Raw genomic sequence first — 18,780 nt, 5'->3', positions numbered from 1 at the left:
GCCGGCCACCCCACCGGGCCCCGCCTAGAACACCGCGACCCCGGCCCGCGTCAGCCGCCAGTCCACCGAAGCGAACTGCGCCGGATCCACCGTCCCCTTCGCCTTCACCCACTGGATGATCGTGTTGCGGATCTCGTCCGAGTTCGCCCACACCTGCTTCGCCTGCGGAACGTGCGGGAAGTTACCGCCACCCGAAGCCCGGTAGTTGTTCACCGCCAACACGAACTGCCCGGCCGGATCCACCGGCTTCCCCTGGAACGACAACCCCGTGATCCGCGAACCCACCGGCTGCGCGATGTCGATGTCGTACACCAACCCGTACACCGCGTCGTAGTTGTAGTCCGGCACGCCCTCCGCGTTCGTCAGCTTCGCCGGATCCACCGGAGCACCCGGAGCCGTCTGCACGTAGTACCGCGCCGAGTACTCCAGGTAGTCCTTCACCTGCGCACCCGTCAGCAGCCGCGCCTCCATCGTGTTCTCGAACGGATACAGACCCGCCGCATCCCTGATCGTCACCTGACCCGACGGGATCGCCGCCGTCCGCGAGAAGCACGACGCCTGCGACAACACCGGCAGCGCCGCCCACTCCGAACCGGCCAACGCCCCCTTCACCGTCTCCGCCTGCACATGGTTGATCAGATCGATGATCGCGACGTCCTTGACCGGCCCCTCCGCCGACGACATCGCCTGCGTCGACGTACCGATCACCTGGTTCACGTACGCCACGACCTTGCGGTGCTCGTCCGACAACAACCCCGTGATCTTCGGGTCCTCCGCTACCGTGTTCGAGTTCAGCACCTTCGCCGCGACCTTCGCCACCGACCAACGGCCCTTCACCCACGCCAGCTCGAAGTCGAACAGCGTCAGCCGCTGCCCCCACTTCAGCGGCTCCGACAGCACCACGTCCTTGCCGGTCGCCTTGTTCTTCACCCGGTACTCCGGGATCTCCGTGTGCGCGTGCCCCACCAGGATCGCGTCGATCCCCGGCACCTGCTCCGCCACCAGCGCCGCCGCGTTCTCGACGTACGGCAACTGGTCACCGTACGACGACGTACCGCTCGACCCCGAGTGCGCCGACACGATCACCACGTCCGCACCCATCGACCGCAGCTTCGGCACGTACTTCGCCGCCTGCTCCTCCAACCCCGGGAACGTCATCTTCCCCTGCACGTTCGCCTTGTCCCACAACGCGATCCCCGGGTTCGTCAGCCCCAGCACCGCCACCTTCACGTCCCGCCCGCAGGGCGTGCGCAACTTGTGCATGCTGTACGGCGCGAACGCCGGCCGCAGCGTCCGCGCATCCAGCGCGTTCGCCCCCAACAGCGGGAAACGACACTGCTCCTCGAACTTCCGCAGCACCGGTATCCCGTAATTGAACTCGTGGTTCCCCAGCGCCGCCGCGTCATAACCGATCGCGTTCATCGCCTGCGCCATCGGGTGCACCGGACCCCGCCGCGCAGTGATCGGATCCACCTTCGCGTAGTAGTACGACAACTGCGTGCCCTGGATCGTGTCACCCGCGTCTATCAGCAGCGTGTTGCGCCGCCCCTTCTCCGCCCGCACCTGCTCCACCAACGTCGAAATCTTCGCCAGACCGACGTCGTTGTGCGCCTTGTCGTCGAACTCCTTGTCCGTGAAGTAGTCCCAGTTGAAGACGTTCCCGTGCAAGTCGGTCGTACCCATCACCGTGAACGCGTACGTCCGCGCCCCGGAACCGGACCCGGACCCGGCCCCCTTCACCTCCTGCACGGCCGCCGCGGCCGGGGAGCCCGCGGCCCCCGCCAACGCCACGGCCGCACCCGTCGCCGCCGTGCTACCCAGGAAAGTCCTACGGTCGAACGCCATGCCATCTCCCTTTTGAGGCCTGAACAACGCGCGTAGATTCTGACCCACCAGTAACAAGCCGCAACACCCCCACCAGGTTTCGATCCGATGACCGCACCCGAACGAGCGACAGTGCGACAGTGAAACCATGACCCAGGACGCAGCGCACGCATCCCACCAGCCCTACGGAACCCCCGAAGTACCCCGCGTAGCAGTCCGCGGCGAAGCCCGCATCGAAGTCGACCCCGAGATCGCCCGCATCGGAATCACCGTCAGCGCCCGCGGCACCGACCGCCGCGCCGCACTCGAAGACCTCACCCGGCGCAACAACACCGCCCTCGACCTCATCAAGAGCTACGGCGACCCCGTCGAAAAGCTCGAAACCGGCGCCTTCTCCATCACCCCCGAACTCACCCGCCACGGCCGCGCCGAACGCATCCGCGCCTACCACGGCCGCGTCCACATCACCGCCGAACTCAGCGACTTCACCACCCTCGGCGAACTCACCACCCGCCTCGCCGACCTCGAACTCACCCAGATCGACGGCCCCTGGTGGGCCCTGCGCCCCACCTCACCCGCCCACGGTCAAGCCCGCCGCCAAGCCGTGCTCGAAGCCGTCCAACGCGCCCGCGAATACGCCGAAGCCCTCGGCGCGAACCTCGCGGCCCTCGTCGAACTCGCCGACCTCGGCGCCGAGAACGCCGCCCCCTTCACCGCCGCCCCCGGCGCCGGCATGCGCACCATGGCCTTCAGCGCCAACGAAGACGCCGGCCCCCCGCCCCTCGACCTCGAACCCCAGCGCCAGACCGTCTACGCACAGGTGAACGCCCGCTTCACCATGACCCCTCCACAACTCTGAAGAACCCACAAATGCCGCCCCGGGGGTGCTCATCAGAGCACCCCCGTGCACATTCAACAGTTGTCAACAACCTTTTGCCCAACGGTTGTTGATTGGACATCCGGAAGCGATTACCTACCCGCAGGTAGGGGAATACGCTCGCCTCATGCGCCGAGCGAAAATCGTATGTACCCTGGGCCCCGCCACCGACTCATACGACCAGATCAAAGCACTGGTCGAAGCCGGAATGGACATCGCCCGCCTCAACCTCAGCCACGGCACCACCGCCGAACACGAGGAGCGCTACCAACGCGTACGCAAGGCCTCCGACGAGACCGGCCGCAGCGTCGGCATCCTCGCCGACCTTCAAGGCCCGAAGATCCGACTCGGCCGATTCCACGAAGGCCCCGTACTCCTTGAACGCGGCGACGAATTCACCATCACCGTCGAAGACCACCAAGGCGACCGCCACACCTGCGGCACCACCTACAAAGGCCTCGCCACCGACGTCACCACCGGCGAACTCATCCTCGTCGACGACGGCCGCGTCACCCTCGAAGTCACCGCAGTCGACGGCCCCCGCGTCCACACCCGCGTCATCGAAGGCGGCATGGTCTCCGACCACAAAGGCCTCAACCTCCCCGGCGTAGCCGTCTCCGTCCCCGCCCTCTCCGAAAAGGACATCGAAGACCTCCGCTGGGCCCTGCGCACCGGCGCCGACGTCATCGCCCTCTCCTTCGTCCGCAGCGGCCGCGACATCGAAGACGTCCACCGCATCATGGACGAAGAAGGCCGACGCCTCCCCGTCATCGCCAAGATCGAAAAGCCCCAAGCCGTCGAAAACATCGACGACATCGTCGCCGCCTTCGACGGCATCATGGTCGCCCGCGGCGACCTCGGCGTCGAAATGCCCCTCGAACAAGTCCCCATCGTCCAAAAGCGCGCCATCAAACTCGCCAAGCGCAACGCCAAACCCGTCATCGTCGCCACCCAAATGCTCGACTCGATGATCGACAACTCCCGCCCCACCCGAGCCGAAGCCAGCGACGTCGCCAACGCCATCATCGACGGCACCGACGCCGTCATGCTCTCCGGCGAAACCAGCGTCGGCAAATACCCCATCGAAACCGTCCGCACCATGTCACGCATCGTCGAAGCAGCCGAAGAAGACATCCTCGCCAAGGGCCTCCCCCCACTCACCGACCGCAACAAACCCCGCACCCAAGGCGGAGCCGTCGCCCGCGCAGCCGCCGAAATGGGCGACTTCCTCGACGCCAAATTCCTCGTCGCCTTCACCCAGAGCGGCGACACCGTCCGCCGACTCTCCCGCTACCGCTCACCCATCCCCCTCCTCGCCTTCACCCCCGACCCCGCCACCCGCTCCCAACTCAACCTCACCTGGGGCGTCGAAACCTTCCTCGGCCCCCACGTCGGCTCCACCGACGCCATGATCGCCCAAGTCGAAGAAGAACTCCTGCGCATCGGCCGCTGCGTACCCGGCGACACCGTCGTCATCACCGCCGGCTCACCCCCCGGCGTCACCGGCTCCACCAACCTCGTCCGCATCCACCACATCGGCGACGCGGTCCACTGACCCACACACCACACCGCGTCGGGCGCCGCGCCCGACGCGGCCACCCGCACTACCAGCCGAACCGCCGATCCACCACGGCCGCGAACTCCTCGAACGTCAACACCGCATCCCCGGCCGCATCAGCCTCATCGAACAACGCCGACGACGCCTCCGCATCCCCCACACCCCAGAACGGCAGATCCCCCCGCGCCGCCAAGGTCGGCCCCTTCGACCGCAGGGCCGAGATCACCTCCGCCCGCGTCAGCTCCCCGTCCTCATCCAGGTCGAGCGCACCGAACAACTGCCGGGCCTTCTCACTCATCGCGCACTCCCTCGTCGAACCAGCACAACCAGCGCTTGACCTCAACCTAACCTGAGGTCATACGGTCACCACATGACCACCGAGGAATACACACAGCAGCAGCTCGCCGCCCAGCCCATCGGCTACTGGACCCGCGAAGCCGCACACCTCGTCATCGGCGGCCTCCGCACCGCCCTCGCCGAGGAACACCTCACCCAGCCCCACTGGTGGACCCTGAACCACATAGCCGGCGCCCCCGGCACGTGGACCCGCGAGGCCCTCACCGCGAAGCTCGCCCCCTTCGACGACCAGCACACCGACTTCGAGGCCCTCTACGCCGACCTCACCACCCGCGGCTGGCTCACCGAAGCCGACGACCACCTCACCCTCACCCTCACCGAAGCCGGAGAGGCCGGCCGCCTCCGCGCCCACGACCGCAACGCGAAGGTCCACACCCGGATGCGCGAGGGCATCGACGACGCCACCTACGCCGCCACGATCGACACCCTCCGCCGCCTGGTCGCCAACCTCGGCGGCAACGGCGACCTCCCCGCCTAGGACACGCACCTCACCCGTCGAAGCGGGACCAGCGGAACCCGTGCGCCAGCAGCGGTGTGAGGGTCGCACGGTGCAGAGCGCCGAAGCACGCGGTCGCCTCGTCCTCATCAGCACTGATCATGGCCAGCAATCCCGGAGCCACGAAGAACCTGTTGGCCGAGTAGGTCGGGAGGAACGGACTCAAGGGCACCGGACGCAACACGCTCCACAAGCCGTCGAGGCTCGCGACCGGCATGCAGAAGGTCGCCGCCTTGTAGGGAGAGGCGAGCAAGGCTCCGTGCAGCGTGAACTGCAGGAGGAAACGGCTCAGCGGCTCACGCTCGACGATCGTCTCCGGGGCCTCGCGGGGGTCCTCGGTGTGCCACACGAGAGGATCCGCCGCACCCCCACCCCCCGGCGGCCACGGGACGGACCAGTCCATGGAGCCCTCGTTCCACTCGGCGAAGACCAGCCGGTCGCCGAGCGGCCCGGCAGCACGCTCGGGCCGCCGCAACACGGGATCGTGGAACCGGTGGATCGCCGGACGGCGGCGGGCCAGACGGTGGAAGGAAGCCAACGCCTCCGGCAGATCACCCGGTTCCTCCGCCGACCCCGCCGCCTCGTCCTCGCCATCGCCCTCGGCAGGGAACCAGCCGAGGACGAACGACTCCAGGGCCCGGACCGGGTCCCCCTCCACGCCGTCCACCCAGTCCACCCCCGGCACCGGCCCGGGCGCCGGAACCGGCCGTACGGCATCCAGCATCACGCGGCTCATCGGACGGTCCAGCTCCAACTTGGCGTGGTCGAAGTGGGCCGCGGCCCAGCTCCTCCCCCTGCACCACGCCCTCCCGAGCGGCAGGTGGCCCTGCTCCAAACGGGCGAACACATGGATGGGCGGGGAATCATGGAAGTCGAACCGCGAGTGGAGCTCCGGAATCCTGTCCCCGCGGAGCAGCACCTGGGTGGAATCCTGCACCCCGCTGCCCCCGGGATCGTCCCCGGGCACGACCACGACCACGGTCGCCTCCGACCCCACCCCGATCAGCGCCGGACCCATCTCGTACCGCCGAACCAGAGCCCCCGCGACGGACAGCGCCGCCGCCTCGGTGACCAGGGGCGGAAGCATGTGCGACATGCGGCCACCCTATCCAGCAGGCACCCAGGGCCAGTCCGGCCCGCTCCGGCTCTAGTCGCCGGTCGTGCCGTCGAGCATCTCGCGCAGGATGTCCAAGTGACCGTTGTGGCGCGCCGTCTCCTCCGTGAGGTGAAGGAGGATCCAGCGCAGGTCGACGTGCAGGCCGTCGCGGACCGCCCGCTTCGCCCGGTCGCCCAGGCCGCTCCCGGCGACCAGCTCGCGGTACCCGGCACTCTGCTCGGCGTACTCGTCGAGCAACTGCGCGAGCGGGAAGTCGACGGCCACGCGCATCTCGCGGTCGGGGTCCTCCTCCGTCCAGGGTCCCCGGTCCTCCTCACCGAGGAAGACCACCTGGAACCAGTAGTACTCGACCCAGCGGAGGTGGTTGATCAAACCGCTCATCGTCATCAGCGGTGAGCCCGGCAGGAGCGCCTTGCGGGCGTTCTCCGCGGAGACGCCGTCGCACTTGGCGCGGGCGGTGTCACGGGCATAGTCGAGGAACGTGGTGAGCTGCGTGCGCTCGTCCCACGCGGGCGGTGTGTCGTCGATTCTGGTCATCACGCGAAGCGTCCCCGATGAACACGACCGCTGTCGAGGCGTTTTACCGTCCGGCGGGGTCCGCCGGACGGGCCCTAGTACTTCGGCCCGATGTGGGCGTCCATGAGGGCGACGGAGTCCTTCCGCGCGACGGAGACGTTTAACGGATCGCTGCCCCGGGCCAACACGGTCCACCGGACCCCGACCTTGGTGAGGGTGTCGGTACAGAGCCTGCGGATGTCGTCGGACTTGTTGGTGAAGAAGTACCGCGGGTACTCGTAGCGCTTGCCGTTGCGGACCGTCCAGTTGGTGATCCGACACCCGTCGGAGTGGATCAGCCCCCGCAGGAAGTCCCACGGATGGGCGTCCACGATCTCCTGCTGCCAGCCCTCAAGGATGATCCGCCGCTCGTGTTTCCGTCCGGGCCCGTGCTGCGGAAACAGGCATGTCCAGTGCCGCCCGTAGCTGGTGACGGCCACGCAGCCCTGGCGCTGCAGGACGTAGACCTTGTCCCCTGGGCGGACGGCCAGGATCGCTGCACGGCACAGCTCGATGAGGCCGGGCCATGCGTCCGCACACGCGATGCGGAGGTACTGGCCGCCACGCGGGTGGGGGCTGATGCAGCCGTCGCCGAGATAGAGGCCGAGGAGGTACGCGTACGAGGCGGTGTCGGCGGGTCCTGCGCAGGGTGCGGCCTGATTAAGCAAGCGGGGTAGTGGCTCCACCCGGGAACGCCACGCACGGATGGCGGACCGGGATATCCCGGTTTCCTTGCTGACGGAGTTCACGCTGCGCCCGTTGGCGAGCAGGTCCAGGGCGCGCATGCGCGTGTCCACGTCGTACATGTGGCCGATGCTGCCGGGCGAAATCGGCGCACGTAGTGCAATTCGCTGGGCTTCGCCGAAACGAGTCATGGTCACGCGAAGATCGCGTGACCATGGAATCCAAGATATGTGCCCCAGGTGGGATTCGAACCCACACTGTCCGCTGTTTGAGAGCGGCCTCTCTGACCAGTTGGAGTACTGGGGCCTAAGAAACGAAGGCCCGGAGGAGCCCTACGCGAGACCACCATACCGTAGCTAGGTAGGCTCAGGGGAGCTTGTTATGCCCCGTAAAGAGGAGCCTTCGTGACCGCCGAGCACGAGTCGACGCCCACGCCCGACGCCGACCAGTCGCACGTTCCGCCGCTGACGACCCGGGTCGTCATCGCCGAGGACGAGGCGCTCATCCGTCTCGATCTCAAAGAGATGCTCGAAGAAGAGGGCTATTCCGTCGTCGGCGAGGCCGGCGACGGCCAGACGGCGGTCGAGCTCGCGCGCGAGCACCGTCCCGACCTGGTGATCCTCGACGTGAAGATGCCCGTCCTGGACGGGATCTCCGCGGCCGAGAAGATCGCGGAGGAGTCCATCGCCCCCGTCCTGATGCTCACCGCGTTCTCGCAGCGCGACCTCGTCGAGCGGGCCCGGGACGCCGGGGCCATGGCCTACCTCGTGAAGCCGTTCAGCAAGAGCGACGTGGTGCCGGCCATCGAGATGGCCGTCTCCCGCTTCGCGGAGCTGCGCGCCCTGGAGCAGGAGGTCGCCGACCTCTCGCAGCGGCTGGAGACCCGCAAGCTGGTGGACCGGGCGAAGAGCATCCTGCAGACGCAGTACGGGCTGACCGAGCCCGCCGCCTTCCGCTGGATCCAGAAGTCGTCCATGGACCGCCGGATGTCCATGCAGCAGGTCGCCGAGGTGGTCATCGAGGACGCCGAGGCGAAGAAGAAGGAGAGCGGCAAGTAGCCGCCCCCGGACATGCGTGAGGCCCGCCTCCCCCCGAGGGGAGGCGGGCCTCACACGTTGTGTCAGTCCTCGCCGAGGTAGGCCTTGCGGACGTCCTCGTTGTGGAGGAGGTCGCGGCCGGTGCCCGAGAGAACGATCTTGCCGATCTCCATCACGTGCGCGCTGTCGGAGAGCGAGAGCGCCGCCTGGGCGTTCTGCTCGACGAGCAGGATGGTCATGCCCGAAGCCTTGAGCTCCTTGATGGTCGCCATGATCTTCTGCATCATCAGCGGGGACAGGCCCATGGAGGGCTCGTCCAGCATCAGGAGCTTGGGGCGGGACATGAGCGCGCGGCCCATGGCGAGCATCTGCTGCTCACCGCCCGAGAGGGTGCCGGCGGCCTGCTTGCGACGCTCGCCCAGGATGGGGAACATCTCGTAGGCGCGCTGGACGTCCTGCTCGATGCCCTCCTTGTCGGTGCGCAGGAAGGCGCCGAGCTGGAGGTTTTCGGCGATCGTCAGCCGGGGGAAGATGTGGCGCCCCTCGGGGGAGTGGGCGAGGCCCAGGGAGACGATCTTGTGGGCGGGGACGGTGCCGAGGGGCTGGCCGTCGAAGGTGACGCTGCCGCTCTTGGGCTTGATGAGCCCGGAGAGGGTGCGCAGGGTGGTCGTCTTGCCGGCGCCGTTGGTGCCGACGAGGCAGACGATTTCGCCTTCGTTGACTTCGAAGGAGATTCCCTTGACGGCTTCGATCTTGCCGTAGGCGACCTTGAGGTCTTCGACCTTGAGCAGTGCGGTCACTTGGCCTCTCCTTCCGTGCTGGTGGTGCTGGTGGTGCTGTCCGAGTCGGTGTCGGCCGGGGCGTCGGTGTCGCCGTCGGCGTCCGCCTCCGCGTCGGGCGCGGCGTCGGCCTCGGTGGCTTCGGCTTCGACGGCCTCCGTCTCGGCTTCGGCCTCAGCCTCGGCCTCGGCCGGTGCTGCGGCTTCGGCGGCGGCTTCGGCAGCCTCGACCGCGGCGTCGTCGGCGGCGCCCGGGTCGCCCTCGAAGGGCTCGCCGAGGTAGGCGGCGATGACGCGCTCGTCGCCCTGGACCTCGGACGCGGTGCCTTCGATGAGCTTTTCGCCCTGGACGAGGCAGGCGACGCGGTCGCAGAGGTTGAAGATGAAGCGCATGTCGTGCTCGATGACGAGGACGGCGATGCCCATGTCGCGGATGGCGAAGATGAGTTCTTCGGCAGCGCGGGTTTCCTGCGGGTTCATGCCGGCGGTGGGCTCGTCCAGGAGGATGAGGCCGGGGTCGCTGGCGAGGGCGCGGGCGATTTCCAGCTTGCGCTGTTCGCCGTAGGGGAGGTTCTTGGCCAGGTGCTGGGCCTTGTTCTCCAGGCCGATGAACTCGAGGAGTTCCATGGCGCGCGCTTCGCTGGCGGCTTCGGCCTTCTTGAAGCCGGGGCCGCGCAGCAGTGCGGACCAGAGGCCTTCCTTGGTGCGGGTGTGGCGTCCGACGAGGACGTTCTCCAGCACGGTCATGTTGTGGAAGAGCCGGATGTTCTGGAAGGTGCGGGCGATGCCGGCCTCGGTGACCTTGTGGGGCTTGGGAGGCAGGACGGTGCCCTTGTAGCTGACGGATCCCTCGGTGGGGACGTACAGCCCGGTGAGGCAGTTGAAGAAGGTGGTCTTGCCGGCGCCGTTGGGGCCGATGAGTCCGACGATCTCGCCCGAGTTGACCTGGAGGTCGACGTTCTTGACGGCGGTGAGGCCGCCGAAGCGCATCGTGACGCCCTTGGCTTCGAGAACCGTGGTCTTGGTGGTGGTGTCCGTGGTGGTCGTCATGTTGTTCACGCCCCCGCCTTGGCGGTGGCCAGGTCCGCGGGGGCCTGGTCAGCGGTGTCGTCGTGGAACTCGAGCTGCGCGCGCTTGTTGGCGATGAGGCCTTCGGGGCGGAAGCGCATGAGCAGGATGAGGGCGATGCCGAACGCGAGGAGCTGGTAGTCCTGGAGGAAGGCCAGCTTCGCGGGGATCAGGAAGAGCAGTGCGGCGCCGAGGATGGGGCCGCGGATGGTGCCCATGCCGCCGAGGATGACGGCGGCGAGGAGGAACGCGGAGTTCGGCGGGACGGGCCCGGCGAAGACGTAGTTCTCGGGGACCACCGTGCTGTTGACGTGTGCCTGGACGGTGCCGGCGAGGCCGGCGAGGGTGGCACCGAGGGCGAAGGCGATGAGCTTGACCTTGAAGCCGTTGATGCCCATGGCTTCGGCGGCGGTCTCGTCCTCGCGGATGGCGACCCAGGCGCGGCCGATGCGGCTGCTGCCGGCGCGGGCGAAGACCACGACGACGAGGGCCATGACGAGCAGCATCAGGAAGTAGTAGTTGGCGTAGGCGCCGAGGGTGATGCCGCCGACCACGTGGGATTCCCCGAAGTTCCACCCGAAGAGTTCGAGGTGGGGGATGTTGGGGATGCCGTTGGGGCCGTTGGTGATGTCGGGGCCGGAGGTGCCGTCGAGGTTGCCCATGGCGATGCGGAAGATTTCTCCGAAGCCGAGGGTGACGATGGCGAGGTAGTCGCCGCGCAGGCGCAGGGTCGGGGCTCCGATGACCACGCCGAAGATGAGTGAGGCGAGGGCGCCGACGATGACCGCTGCCCAGAAGGGCAGGTGGATGCCGAAGGCGGATGCGGTGCTTCCGGAGACCAGGGCGGCGGCGTAGGCGCCGACGCCGAGGAAGGCGACGTAGCCGAGGTCGAGGAGGCCGGCGAGGCCGACGACGACGTTGAGGCCGAGGGCGACGGTCGCGAAGATCAGGATGTTGACCGCGATCAGCGTGTAGGTGTCGCCGCTCTGCTGGATGAACGGGAAGGCGATGGCGGCGGCCGCGGTGCCGATCAGGGTGACCTGGCGGTACTTGGCGGTGAGGCCGCCGAGGCGGGCGAAGAGGCCGGACTTGTTCAGCGCGAAGGCCGCGAGGCCGACGGTGATCAGGTAGGCGACGAAGAGCTGCGGTTCCTTGTCATCGGTGTCGATGCCGTAGGTGATGACGAAGAGGCCGATGGCGAAGACGGCGGTGATGATGAGGATTTCGGCCCAGGAGGGCAGCTGCTTGGCGGGGGCCGCCTTGCGGGTGTCGTCGGGGAGCTTGTTCACGGCGAGGGCCGGGATGAGCGAGCCGACGAGGGCGACGTAGGCGCCGGGTTCCAGGTTGACGACTCCGCCGAGGACGACGGTGATGGCGATGACCGTGAACCAGGTGGCGGCGAGGTTGCCGAGGGTGAGGAAGAAGAGGGCCTTGCGGGAGCCGTTGGGGGTGAGCCAGCCGAGGCCCTTGACGCCGAGTGCGGAGAGCGCGTGGGCGAGGGTGAGGGCGGCTCCGGCGAGGGTGACGTACTGGAGGCCCGCGGGGCTGCCGTAGTAGGTCAGGTCGCCGGGGAAGTCGGCGGTCCAGGTCCACGCGAGGAAGGCGCTGACGATGGTCAGGAGGCTGCCTGCGATGACCGCGTAGAGGAGGGTGGTGGGCGCGGGGCCCTGCTTCACCGTGTCTGCGGTCTGCGGGGTGGTGTTGGTGGTCATGGTTCTCACGCCCGATCCGCGACGCGCTCGCCGAGCAGGCCTTGTGGCCGCACGAGGAGGACGACGATGAGGAGTACGAAGGCCCAGACGTTGGACCAGGCGCCACCGCCGAGCTGCGACATGCCGGGGATGTCTTCGATGTAGGCGATCGAGAGGGCTTCGGCGAGTCCGAGGACGACGCCGCCGACCATGGCTCCGTAGATGTTGCCGATGCCGCCGAGGACGGCTGCGGTGAAGGCCTTGAGGCCGAGGATGAAGCCCATCTCGAAGTTGATCTGGCCCTTGTCGAGGCCGTAGGCGACGGCGGCAACGGCGGCGAACGCGGCACCGATGGCGAAGGCCATGACGATGATGCGGTCGGTGTTGATGCCCATCAGCTTCGCGGTGTCGGGGTCCTGCGCGGTGGCCTGCATGGCGCGGCCGCTGCGGCTCTTCTGGACGAAGACGCCGAGGGCGAGCATGCAGAGCGGGGCGAGGATGAGGACGAAGAGGTCCGCGCGCTGGATGGAGAGGCTGTCGGTGAGCTTGAAGGCGGCGCCCTTGAACTCAGGGAAGCTGACGGCCTTCTTGGCGTCCGGGTAGAACTGCCAGACGAGCTGCTGGAGCGCGATCGAGAGGCCGATTGCGGTGATGAGGGGTGCGAGCCGGGGGGCGCTGCGCAGTGGGCGGTAGGCGAAGCGTTCGGCTGCGCAGGCCACGGCGACGGAGGTGGCGGCACCTCCGATGATCATGACGGGTATCGCGATCAGCAGGGAGGTGCCGGTCGGGAGGATGGCGTAGGCGCTGAGCGCGCCGAAGCCGCCGATCATGAAGATCTCGCCGTGGGCGAAGTTGATGAGCTGGACGATGCCGTAGACCATGGTGTACCCGATGGCGATGAGACCATAGAGAGCACCGAGGGCCAGGCCGTTGGCCAGCTGTTGCGGCAGTTCGTGCACCGCAGGGCCTCCGATGAGCGTGTCGGATAAGACTCCGCGCGAGGGCGCTGTTTGCGCCCTCGCGCGGCGTTGGTTCAGGTGGTACGGGTGTTGCTGGGGACTACGGGCTTACTGGTTGAAGGTGTCGCTCTTGACGTCGACCCACTTGCCGCCCTCGACCTTGTAGACGGTGAGCTGCTTGTTGGTGGTGTCGCCGTACTCGTCGAAGGCGACCTTGCCGGTCACGCCCTCGAAGGAGACCTTGCCGAGTGCCTCGACGACCTTGGCGCGGGCGTCGGTGGGCAGCTTGCCGTTGTTGGCGGCGGCGACGGCCTTGACGGCCTGGATGACGGCCCAGCCGGCGTCGTAGGAGTAGCCACCGTAGGCGGCGTACGGGTCCTTGTAGCCCTCGGTCTTGTAGTCCTCGATGAACTTCTTGGCGGTGTCCAGCTTCTCGACCGGGTAGCCGATGGAGGTGGCGAGGTCGCCCTCGTTGGCCTCACCGGAGGCGCTGATGAAGGCCGGGTCCTGGATGCCGTCGCCGCCCATGAGGGGGACGACCGCGCCGGTCTTCTTGATCTGGTCGGCGAGCAGGCCGCCCTCGGGGTACTGGCCGCCGAAGTAGACGGAGTCGGCGCCGGAGGACTTGACCTTGTCGGCGGTGGAGGAGAAGTCGGTCTCCTTCACGGTGACGTGGTCGGTGCCGACGACCTCGCCGCCGAGCTTCTTGAACTCGTCGGCGAAGATGGCGGCGAGGCCGGCGCCGTAGGTCTGCTTGTCGTCGACGATGAAGACCTTCTTCTTGCCGGCGTCGCGGAAGAGGTACTGGGCGGCGAACTTGCCCTGGACCACGTCGGTGGCGGCGGTGCGGAAGTAGGTCTTGAAGCCGCGCTTGAACTCGCCCTTGCCCCAGTTGTCGCCCTGGCTGAGCGCGGGGTTGGTGTTGGCGGGGGAGACCTGCGCCAGGTTGGCGGAGTTGAAGACGCCCTGCATCTGCTGGGCGACGCCGGAGTTCAGCGGGCCGACGACGCCGAGGACGTCCTTGTTGCCGACGAGCTTGGTGGCGTTGGCCTGGCCGGAGGCGGGGACGGCCTGGTCGTCGAGGGCCTCGACCTTGAACTCGATGCCCGGGACCTCGTTGTTCTTGTTGGCCGTCTTGGCCGCGAGGTCGACGGAGTTCTTGATGCCCTGACCGAGCGCGGAGAGCGAGCCGGTGAGCGGGGCGTCCACACCGATGACGACGGTGGTCTTCTTGCCGCCGCCGTTGTCCTTGGAGTCTCCGCCGTCGCGCGATCCGCAAGCGGTGAGGGTCAGTGCTCCCGTGGTGATCACGGTGGTGAGGACGAGCAAAGAACGGTGTCGCACGATTCTTCCTTTCCCTGGCGCGGCTCTCTCGTGGAGAGGTGCCGTTAGGTCGCCGGGCCGCACTGGGAGGTCCACGGCCGTGCTGATTGCGCCCTGCGGCGCGGTGACTGGCCGTGACTCTAGGCCCGAGGTGGCGAGCACGGGGAGCAGGGAAAGGAGGATGTGACGCTCTTGTTATGCCAAGGCCAAGAATGTGTAGCGGGAGTGTGGACAAATCGGACGTTTTCTTACCTTAGGGGGTGTCCGCATCCTGAGAATTGCCTGCTCTCCTAAGGGGCTTGAGGCCTTCATGCTCCTGTCTTAGATCATTTTCGGCCGAATGTGGCTGCGCGTGCCCAAAGGAACCCTCCGAGTGGTCTTTCTTAAGGGAAAAGGCGGATTCCAACCCTTGCGTGCATTACGCAGGGTGACCGTCAAGAGGGCACTTTCGAATCCGGATGGATCTTGTTCGGATGGCGGCACGGCCTTTCACCTGCGCTTCGGTCCTACGGGGGGATGTGCCCGGAAGCCGGACAGTGCGCTCGGGAATGCGGTGACCTCGGTCACGTCGGCGGGCGCCAGTTCTCCTAACTGCGCATCGCGCCGCCCTCGTCGGCGCAGCGCTGGGCCACGAACCGGTCGATCAACTCAAGTACCTTGTCCCGCCCGGCAGTTCGCTCCTCGGTGCGCCCTGCGGCCACGGCGTCCTCGTGGATCGCGTACTGGTCGTTGGACAGGCCCTTCTGCTCCCAGTCGAGACCGGACCACTTCGTGCCCATGAGGGTCTCCTTCGCCCAGTAGGACACGAGGCTCGTGCACACCTGTACGGGCGAGGGGGGAGCGGTGGTGGAAGGGCTCGCGGAGCCCGCCGCGGGGGGTGGCGCGGAGGATGAGCATCCGGTCAGGGCGAGCGCCGCGAGGAGGATGTGGGCGGCGTACCGGGCCGTGCGCGGCATGGTCCCCATGGGGGGACGGTAGGCCGTGACCATCGGTGACACAACAGATGTCACCGCCAAGCGTGCGGACTGGCGGATTCCGGGCGGTTGGCGGGCGCGGTGCCGTCCGGGAACGCGCGCAGACCCGGGTCCGCCGCCGCAGCGCAGGACGACGCGGTATGGGTCGTCGAGCGCCTCGTCGCGGTCGCGGTCGCGCTCTCGGTCGAGGGGTACGAGCTGCGGGAGTCCGCGCTGCACGCCATCTGCACGGCCGCCGCGTCCTACGAGCTCCCCCATCGGGTGGTCGCGCCGCTCGCTGCCGCGGACGGCATGGAACCCGTCCTGCTGGAGTACGTCCTGGGCGTCCTCGGTGCCACGGGCGACCGGGCGGCGCTCCCGGCCGTCGGGCGCTTCCTGCGCCACCACGATTCGGGGGTGCGCCGGGAGGCGGCGGACGCGGTGAAGGAGCTGCGCTGGCGCCTGCATCCCGCCCGGGAAGGGACCGCCTGAGCCCCGGGGCCCGGGCGGTCCTGCGTCACGGCACCCAAACCGGTCGGGGGTCAGGCCCCCGCGGCCACCTGGTCGGCGTCGCGCAGCAGGCAGGTCAGGCGGGCGGTGCAGATCCGCTTGTCCTGCTCGTCGGTGATGACGATCTCGAAGGTGGTGGTCGAGCGGCCGCGGTGCACCGGGGTGGCGACGCCGGTGACGATGCCGGAGCGGGCGCCCCGGTGGTGGGTGCAGTTCAGGTCCACGCCGACGGCGATCTTGGTGATGCCGCCGTGCATCATGGCGCCGACCGAGCCGAGGGTTTCCGCCAGCACGGCCGAGGCCCCGCCGTGCAGCAGCCCGTACGGCTGGGTGTTGCCCTCGACGGGCATGGTGCCGACGACGCGGTCGGCCGAGGCCTCCAGGATGCGGATGTCCATCCGCTCGCCCAGGTGTCCCGCCGAGAACAGCGAGGGCAGGTCGATGCCCAGGGCCGCGTACTCGTCGAGCACCTCCTGCGGGAACTTCACTGCGTGCCGCTCGCCCATGGTCAGGCTCCGTTCGTCAACGATCGTTAACCATCTTGTCCTGAGGTCGTTCTATCAGGCCGGTTCGAAGCGCACGACGACGGACTTGCTGGCCGGGGTGTTGCTGATGTCGGCGGTCGAGTCAAGCGGGACCAGCACGTTGGTCTCCGGGTAGTACGCGGCCGCACAGCCGCGGGCGGTCGGGTAGTGCACGACGCGGAAGCCGGGCGCGCGCCGTTCCACGCCGTCCTTCCACTCGCTCACCAGGTCCGTGTACGAACCGTCGGCCAGACCCAGCTCGGCCGCGTCGGCCGGGTTCACCATGACCACGCGGCGGCCGCCGGTGATGCCGCGGTAGCGGTCGTCGAGGCCGTAGATCGTGGTGTTGTACTGGTCGTGGCTGCGCAGGGTCTGCAGGAGCAGCCGGCCCGCCGGGACCCGCGGGTACTCGACGGGCGCGGCGGTGAAATTGGCCTTGCCGGTCTTCGTCGGGAAGCGGCGCTCGTCGCGCGGGGCGTGCGGGAGCTGGAAGCCGCCGGGGTGGGCGACGCGGGCGTTGAAGTCCTCGAAGCCGGGGATCACGCGGGAGATCCGCTCGCGGATCGAGGCGTAGTCGCGCTCGAACTCCTCCCACGGGGTGGCGGAGGCCGCTCCGAGGACCGCGCGGGCCATGCGGGCCACGATGGCGGGCTCGGACAGCAGGTGCGGGGAGGCGGGGGCGAGGTTGCCGCGGGAGGCGTGGACCATGCCCATGGAGTCCTCGACGGTCACGAACTGCTTGCCGCTCGCCTGTACGTCCTTGTCGGTACGGCCGAGGGTGGGCAGGATCAGGGCCCGCCGGCCGGTGACCGCGTGGGAGCGGTTGAGTTTGGTGGAGACGTGCACGGTCAGGGAGGCCCTCCGGATGGCGGCCTCGGTGACCTCGGTGTCGGGGGTGGCGCCGACGAAGTTGCCGCCCATCGCGAAGAGGACCTTGGCCTTGCCGTCGCGCAGGGCCTGGATGGAGCGGACCACGTCGTAGCCGTGCCCGCGCGGCGAGGTGATCTGGAATTCGCGGTCGAGTGCGTCGAGGAAGGCGGGCGCGGGACGTTCGAAGATGCCCATGGTGCGGTCGCCCTGGACGTTGGAGTGGCCGCGGACGGGGCAGACACCGGCGCCGGGGCGGCCGATGTTGCCGCGCAGCAGGAGGAGGTTGACGACCTCGCGGATGGTGGCGACGGCGTGCTTGTGCTGGGTGAGGCCCATGGCCCAGCAGACGATGGTGCGCTGGGAGGCCAGGACCATGGCCAGGGCCTGCTCGATCTCGGGGCGGGTCAGGCCCGTCGCGGTGAGGGTCTCGTCCCAGTCGGCTTCCTTCGCGGCGGCCGCGAGTTCCTCGTAGCCGTGGGTGTGCTCGCGTATGAAGGCCTCGTCGGTGGCGCCCTCCGTCTCGATGACGAGCTTGTTGAGGAGCCGGAAGAGGGCCTGGTCGCCGCCGATGCGGATCTGTAGGAAGAGGTCGGTGAGGGCGGTGCCCTTGAACATGCCGATGGGGGTCTGCGGGTTCTTGAACCGTTCCGTGCCGGCCTCGGGCAGCGGGTTCACCGAGATGATCTTCGCGCCGGACGTCTTGGCCTTCTCCAGGGCGGAGAGCATGCGCGGGTGGTTGGTGCCCGGGTTCTGTCCGGCGACGATGATCAGGTCGGCCTGGTGGAGGTCTTCGAGGGAGACGCTGCCCTTGCCGATGCCGATGGTCTCGGTCAGTGCGGAGCCCGAGGACTCGTGGCACATGTTGGAGCAGTCGGGCAGGTTGTTGGTGCCGAACTCGCGGGCGAAGAGCTGGAAGAGGAACGCGGCCTCGTTGCTGGTGCGGCCCGAGGTGTAGAAGAGGGCCTCGTCGGGGGAGTCGAGGGCGGTCAGCTCTTCGGCGATGATCGCGAAGGCTCGTTCCCAGCTGACCGGCTCGTACCGGTCGTCGCCGCCGGGCGCGGCCCCGGTCTCCAGGAGCATGGGCTGCGTGATGCGGCCCTGCTGGCCCAGCCAGTAGCCGGAACGCGTGGCGAGGTCGGCCAGCGGGTGCGCGGCGAAGAACTCGGGGGTGACCCGGCGCAGCGTGGCCTCCTCCGCGACGGCCTTGGCGCCGTTCTCGCAGAATTCGGCCGTGTGCCGCTTGTCGCCCTCGGGCCAGGCGCAGCCCGGGCAGTCGAAGCCGTCCTTCTGGTTGACCTTGAGGAGGGTGCGGGCGGTCCGGGCCACGCCCATCTGCTGCTGGGCGATCCGCAGGGTGTGGCCGATCGCCGGCAGCCCTGCGGCCGCGTGCTTGGGCGGTGTGACCTGCGGTGCGTCCTGTACCGGATCACCTGTGGGCGGCTTGGTCGCCATCGCGCTCCCCTTCGAGCGTACGTACGTATGCAGCACAAGTAGCCGCGTCCTTCGATCCTTGCACGGACCACGGAATCAGGGGAGGGCGGTCCGGTGCTCACCGCACCCCGGTCGGGTGCGCCGGGGGCGTCCGGTGGGGAGGATGCG

At 68.4% G+C, this 18,780-nt stretch carries 18 protein-coding genes and 1 tRNA gene; 5 read left to right on the top strand and 14 right to left on the bottom strand.

The features are described from left to right. Positions 1-24 precede the first annotated feature (24 nt). Positions 25-1,845 (bottom strand): 5'-nucleotidase C-terminal domain-containing protein, encoded by a 1,821-nt coding sequence (locus ACIQK6_RS14085; protein ID WP_329108037.1) that lies wholly within the window; start codon positions 1,843-1,845, stop codon positions 25-27. A gap of 127 nt (positions 1,846-1,972) precedes the next feature. On the opposite strand from ACIQK6_RS14085, the gene ACIQK6_RS14080 reads away from it, so the two are divergent. Next, complete coding sequence (locus ACIQK6_RS14080; protein WP_329103083.1) at positions 1,973-2,683, top strand: SIMPL domain-containing protein; 711 nt, start codon at positions 1,973-1,975, stop codon at positions 2,681-2,683. A gap of 145 nt (positions 2,684-2,828) precedes the next feature. Further along, the gene (pyk, locus tag ACIQK6_RS14075; RefSeq protein ID WP_329103085.1) at positions 2,829-4,256 is read left to right on the top strand and encodes a pyruvate kinase; all 1,428 of its coding nucleotides are present in this window, start codon (positions 2,829-2,831) and stop codon (positions 4,254-4,256) included. A gap of 49 nt (positions 4,257-4,305) precedes the next feature. Here the strand turns inward: pyk and ACIQK6_RS14070 are convergent, their stop codons facing one another. Then, positions 4,306-4,557, bottom strand: coding sequence for an EF-hand domain-containing protein (locus tag ACIQK6_RS14070; protein ID WP_402694875.1), 252 nt, complete (start codon positions 4,555-4,557; stop codon positions 4,306-4,308). A 72-nt stretch (positions 4,558-4,629) separates the two neighbouring features. On the opposite strand from ACIQK6_RS14070, the gene ACIQK6_RS14065 reads away from it, so the two are divergent. Next, positions 4,630-5,094, top strand: coding sequence for a MarR family transcriptional regulator (locus ACIQK6_RS14065; protein WP_329103089.1), 465 nt, complete (start codon positions 4,630-4,632; stop codon positions 5,092-5,094). A 10-nt stretch (positions 5,095-5,104) separates the two neighbouring features. Here the strand turns inward: ACIQK6_RS14065 and ACIQK6_RS14060 are convergent, their stop codons facing one another. From ACIQK6_RS14060 to ACIQK6_RS14045, 4 genes are all read right to left on the bottom strand, one after another. Further along, positions 5,105-6,208, bottom strand: a complete 1,104-nt coding sequence (locus ACIQK6_RS14060) for a hypothetical protein (RefSeq protein ID WP_329103091.1) — start codon at positions 6,206-6,208, stop codon at positions 5,105-5,107. Positions 6,209-6,259: 51 nt separating this feature from the next. After that, positions 6,260-6,766, bottom strand: a complete 507-nt coding sequence (locus ACIQK6_RS14055) for a DinB family protein (RefSeq protein WP_329103093.1) — start codon at positions 6,764-6,766, stop codon at positions 6,260-6,262. A 74-nt stretch (positions 6,767-6,840) separates the two neighbouring features. Beyond that, a complete protein-coding gene (locus ACIQK6_RS14050) occupies positions 6,841-7,590 on the bottom strand; it encodes a helix-turn-helix domain-containing protein (protein WP_402694874.1) in 750 nt (249 codons plus the stop codon). 109 nt (positions 7,591-7,699) lie between these two features. Beyond that, positions 7,700-7,774: transfer RNA gene (locus ACIQK6_RS14045), tRNA-Leu, on the bottom strand. 98 nt (positions 7,775-7,872) lie between these two features. Here ACIQK6_RS14045 and ACIQK6_RS14040 point away from each other — a divergent pair. Then, positions 7,873-8,526, top strand: a complete 654-nt coding sequence (locus ACIQK6_RS14040; RefSeq protein WP_030008501.1) for an ANTAR domain-containing response regulator — start codon at positions 7,873-7,875, stop codon at positions 8,524-8,526. Positions 8,527-8,588: 62 nt separating this feature from the next. On the opposite strand, the gene ACIQK6_RS14035 is transcribed toward ACIQK6_RS14040, so the two are convergent. The 6 genes from ACIQK6_RS14035 to ACIQK6_RS14010 all read right to left on the bottom strand — a co-directional run bounded on the left by ACIQK6_RS14035 (position 8,589) and on the right by ACIQK6_RS14010 (position 15,289). Further along, on the bottom strand, positions 8,589-9,305 hold the full coding sequence (locus tag ACIQK6_RS14035) for an ABC transporter ATP-binding protein (RefSeq protein WP_329103097.1): 717 nt from the start codon (positions 9,303-9,305) through the stop codon (positions 8,589-8,591). Further along, positions 9,302-10,333, bottom strand: coding sequence for an ABC transporter ATP-binding protein (locus ACIQK6_RS14030; RefSeq protein ID WP_329108039.1), 1,032 nt, complete (start codon positions 10,331-10,333; stop codon positions 9,302-9,304). Before ACIQK6_RS14030 ends, ACIQK6_RS14035 begins: the two co-directional genes overlap by 4 nt. A 5-nt stretch (positions 10,334-10,338) precedes the next feature. Then, entirely contained in the window at positions 10,339-12,063 is a 1,725-nt protein-coding gene (locus ACIQK6_RS14025; protein WP_329103099.1) for an ABC transporter permease subunit, read from the bottom strand. A gap of 5 nt (positions 12,064-12,068) precedes the next feature. Continuing rightward, on the bottom strand, positions 12,069-13,001 hold the full coding sequence (locus tag ACIQK6_RS14020; protein ID WP_329103101.1) for a branched-chain amino acid ABC transporter permease: 933 nt from the start codon (positions 12,999-13,001) through the stop codon (positions 12,069-12,071). 108 nt (positions 13,002-13,109) lie between these two features. Further along, the gene (locus tag ACIQK6_RS14015; RefSeq protein WP_329103103.1) at positions 13,110-14,345 is read right to left on the bottom strand and encodes a branched-chain amino acid ABC transporter substrate-binding protein; all 1,236 of its coding nucleotides are present in this window, start codon (positions 14,343-14,345) and stop codon (positions 13,110-13,112) included. Between the two features lie 566 nt (positions 14,346-14,911). Continuing rightward, positions 14,912-15,289: a hypothetical protein gene (locus ACIQK6_RS14010; protein ID WP_402694873.1), complete on the bottom strand. Its 378-nt coding sequence runs from the start codon at positions 15,287-15,289 to the stop codon at positions 14,912-14,914. Positions 15,290-15,379: 90 nt separating this feature from the next. Between ACIQK6_RS14010 and ACIQK6_RS14005 the strand changes: the two genes are divergently transcribed. Continuing rightward, a complete protein-coding gene (locus ACIQK6_RS14005) occupies positions 15,380-15,769 on the top strand; it encodes a hypothetical protein (protein WP_402694872.1) in 390 nt (129 codons plus the stop codon). Between the two features lie 50 nt (positions 15,770-15,819). Here the strand turns inward: ACIQK6_RS14005 and ACIQK6_RS14000 are convergent, their stop codons facing one another. Next, positions 15,820-16,293, bottom strand: coding sequence for a PaaI family thioesterase (locus ACIQK6_RS14000; protein ID WP_402694871.1), 474 nt, complete (start codon positions 16,291-16,293; stop codon positions 15,820-15,822). A gap of 54 nt (positions 16,294-16,347) precedes the next feature. Next, positions 16,348-18,633, bottom strand: coding sequence for an FdhF/YdeP family oxidoreductase (locus tag ACIQK6_RS13995; RefSeq protein WP_402694870.1), 2,286 nt, complete (start codon positions 18,631-18,633; stop codon positions 16,348-16,350). Between the last annotated feature and the right edge of the window lie 147 nt (positions 18,634-18,780).

The sequence above is a fragment of the Streptomyces sp. NPDC091682 genome, assembly GCF_044756625.1.
Lineage (GTDB): Bacteria > Actinomycetota > Actinomycetes > Streptomycetales > Streptomycetaceae > Streptomyces.
Note: the sequence above shows the minus strand (reverse complement) of the source record. Positions and strands in the feature narration are given on the sequence as shown.

Excerpts from the sequence above, each read along its gene's own strand:
- ACIQK6_RS14060 (WP_329103091.1), bottom strand. The coding sequence starts at position 6,208 with ATGTCGCACATGCTTCCGCCCCTGGTCACCGAGGCGGCGGCGCTGTCC.
- ACIQK6_RS14025 (WP_329103099.1), bottom strand. The coding sequence starts at position 12,063 with ATGACCACCAACACCACCCCGCAGACCGCAGACACGGTGAAGCAGGGC.
- pyk (WP_329103085.1), top strand. The coding sequence starts at position 2,829 with ATGCGCCGAGCGAAAATCGTATGTACCCTGGGCCCCGCCACCGACTCA.
- ACIQK6_RS14010 (WP_402694873.1), bottom strand. The coding sequence starts at position 15,289 with ATGGGGACCATGCCGCGCACGGCCCGGTACGCCGCCCACATCCTCCTC.
- ACIQK6_RS14085 (WP_329108037.1), bottom strand. The coding sequence starts at position 1,845 with ATGGCGTTCGACCGTAGGACTTTCCTGGGTAGCACGGCGGCGACGGGT.
- ACIQK6_RS14000 (WP_402694871.1), bottom strand. The coding sequence starts at position 16,293 with ATGGGCGAGCGGCACGCAGTGAAGTTCCCGCAGGAGGTGCTCGACGAG.
- ACIQK6_RS13995 (WP_402694870.1), bottom strand. The coding sequence starts at position 18,633 with ATGGCGACCAAGCCGCCCACAGGTGATCCGGTACAGGACGCACCGCAG.
- ACIQK6_RS14055 (WP_329103093.1), bottom strand. The coding sequence starts at position 6,766 with ATGACCAGAATCGACGACACACCGCCCGCGTGGGACGAGCGCACGCAG.
- ACIQK6_RS14070 (WP_402694875.1), bottom strand. The coding sequence starts at position 4,557 with ATGAGTGAGAAGGCCCGGCAGTTGTTCGGTGCGCTCGACCTGGATGAG.
- ACIQK6_RS14050 (WP_402694874.1), bottom strand. The coding sequence starts at position 7,590 with ATGTACGACGTGGACACGCGCATGCGCGCCCTGGACCTGCTCGCCAAC.
- ACIQK6_RS14030 (WP_329108039.1), bottom strand. The coding sequence starts at position 10,333 with ATGACGACCACCACGGACACCACCACCAAGACCACGGTTCTCGAAGCC.
- ACIQK6_RS14080 (WP_329103083.1), top strand. The coding sequence starts at position 1,973 with ATGACCCAGGACGCAGCGCACGCATCCCACCAGCCCTACGGAACCCCC.
- ACIQK6_RS14065 (WP_329103089.1), top strand. The coding sequence starts at position 4,630 with ATGACCACCGAGGAATACACACAGCAGCAGCTCGCCGCCCAGCCCATC.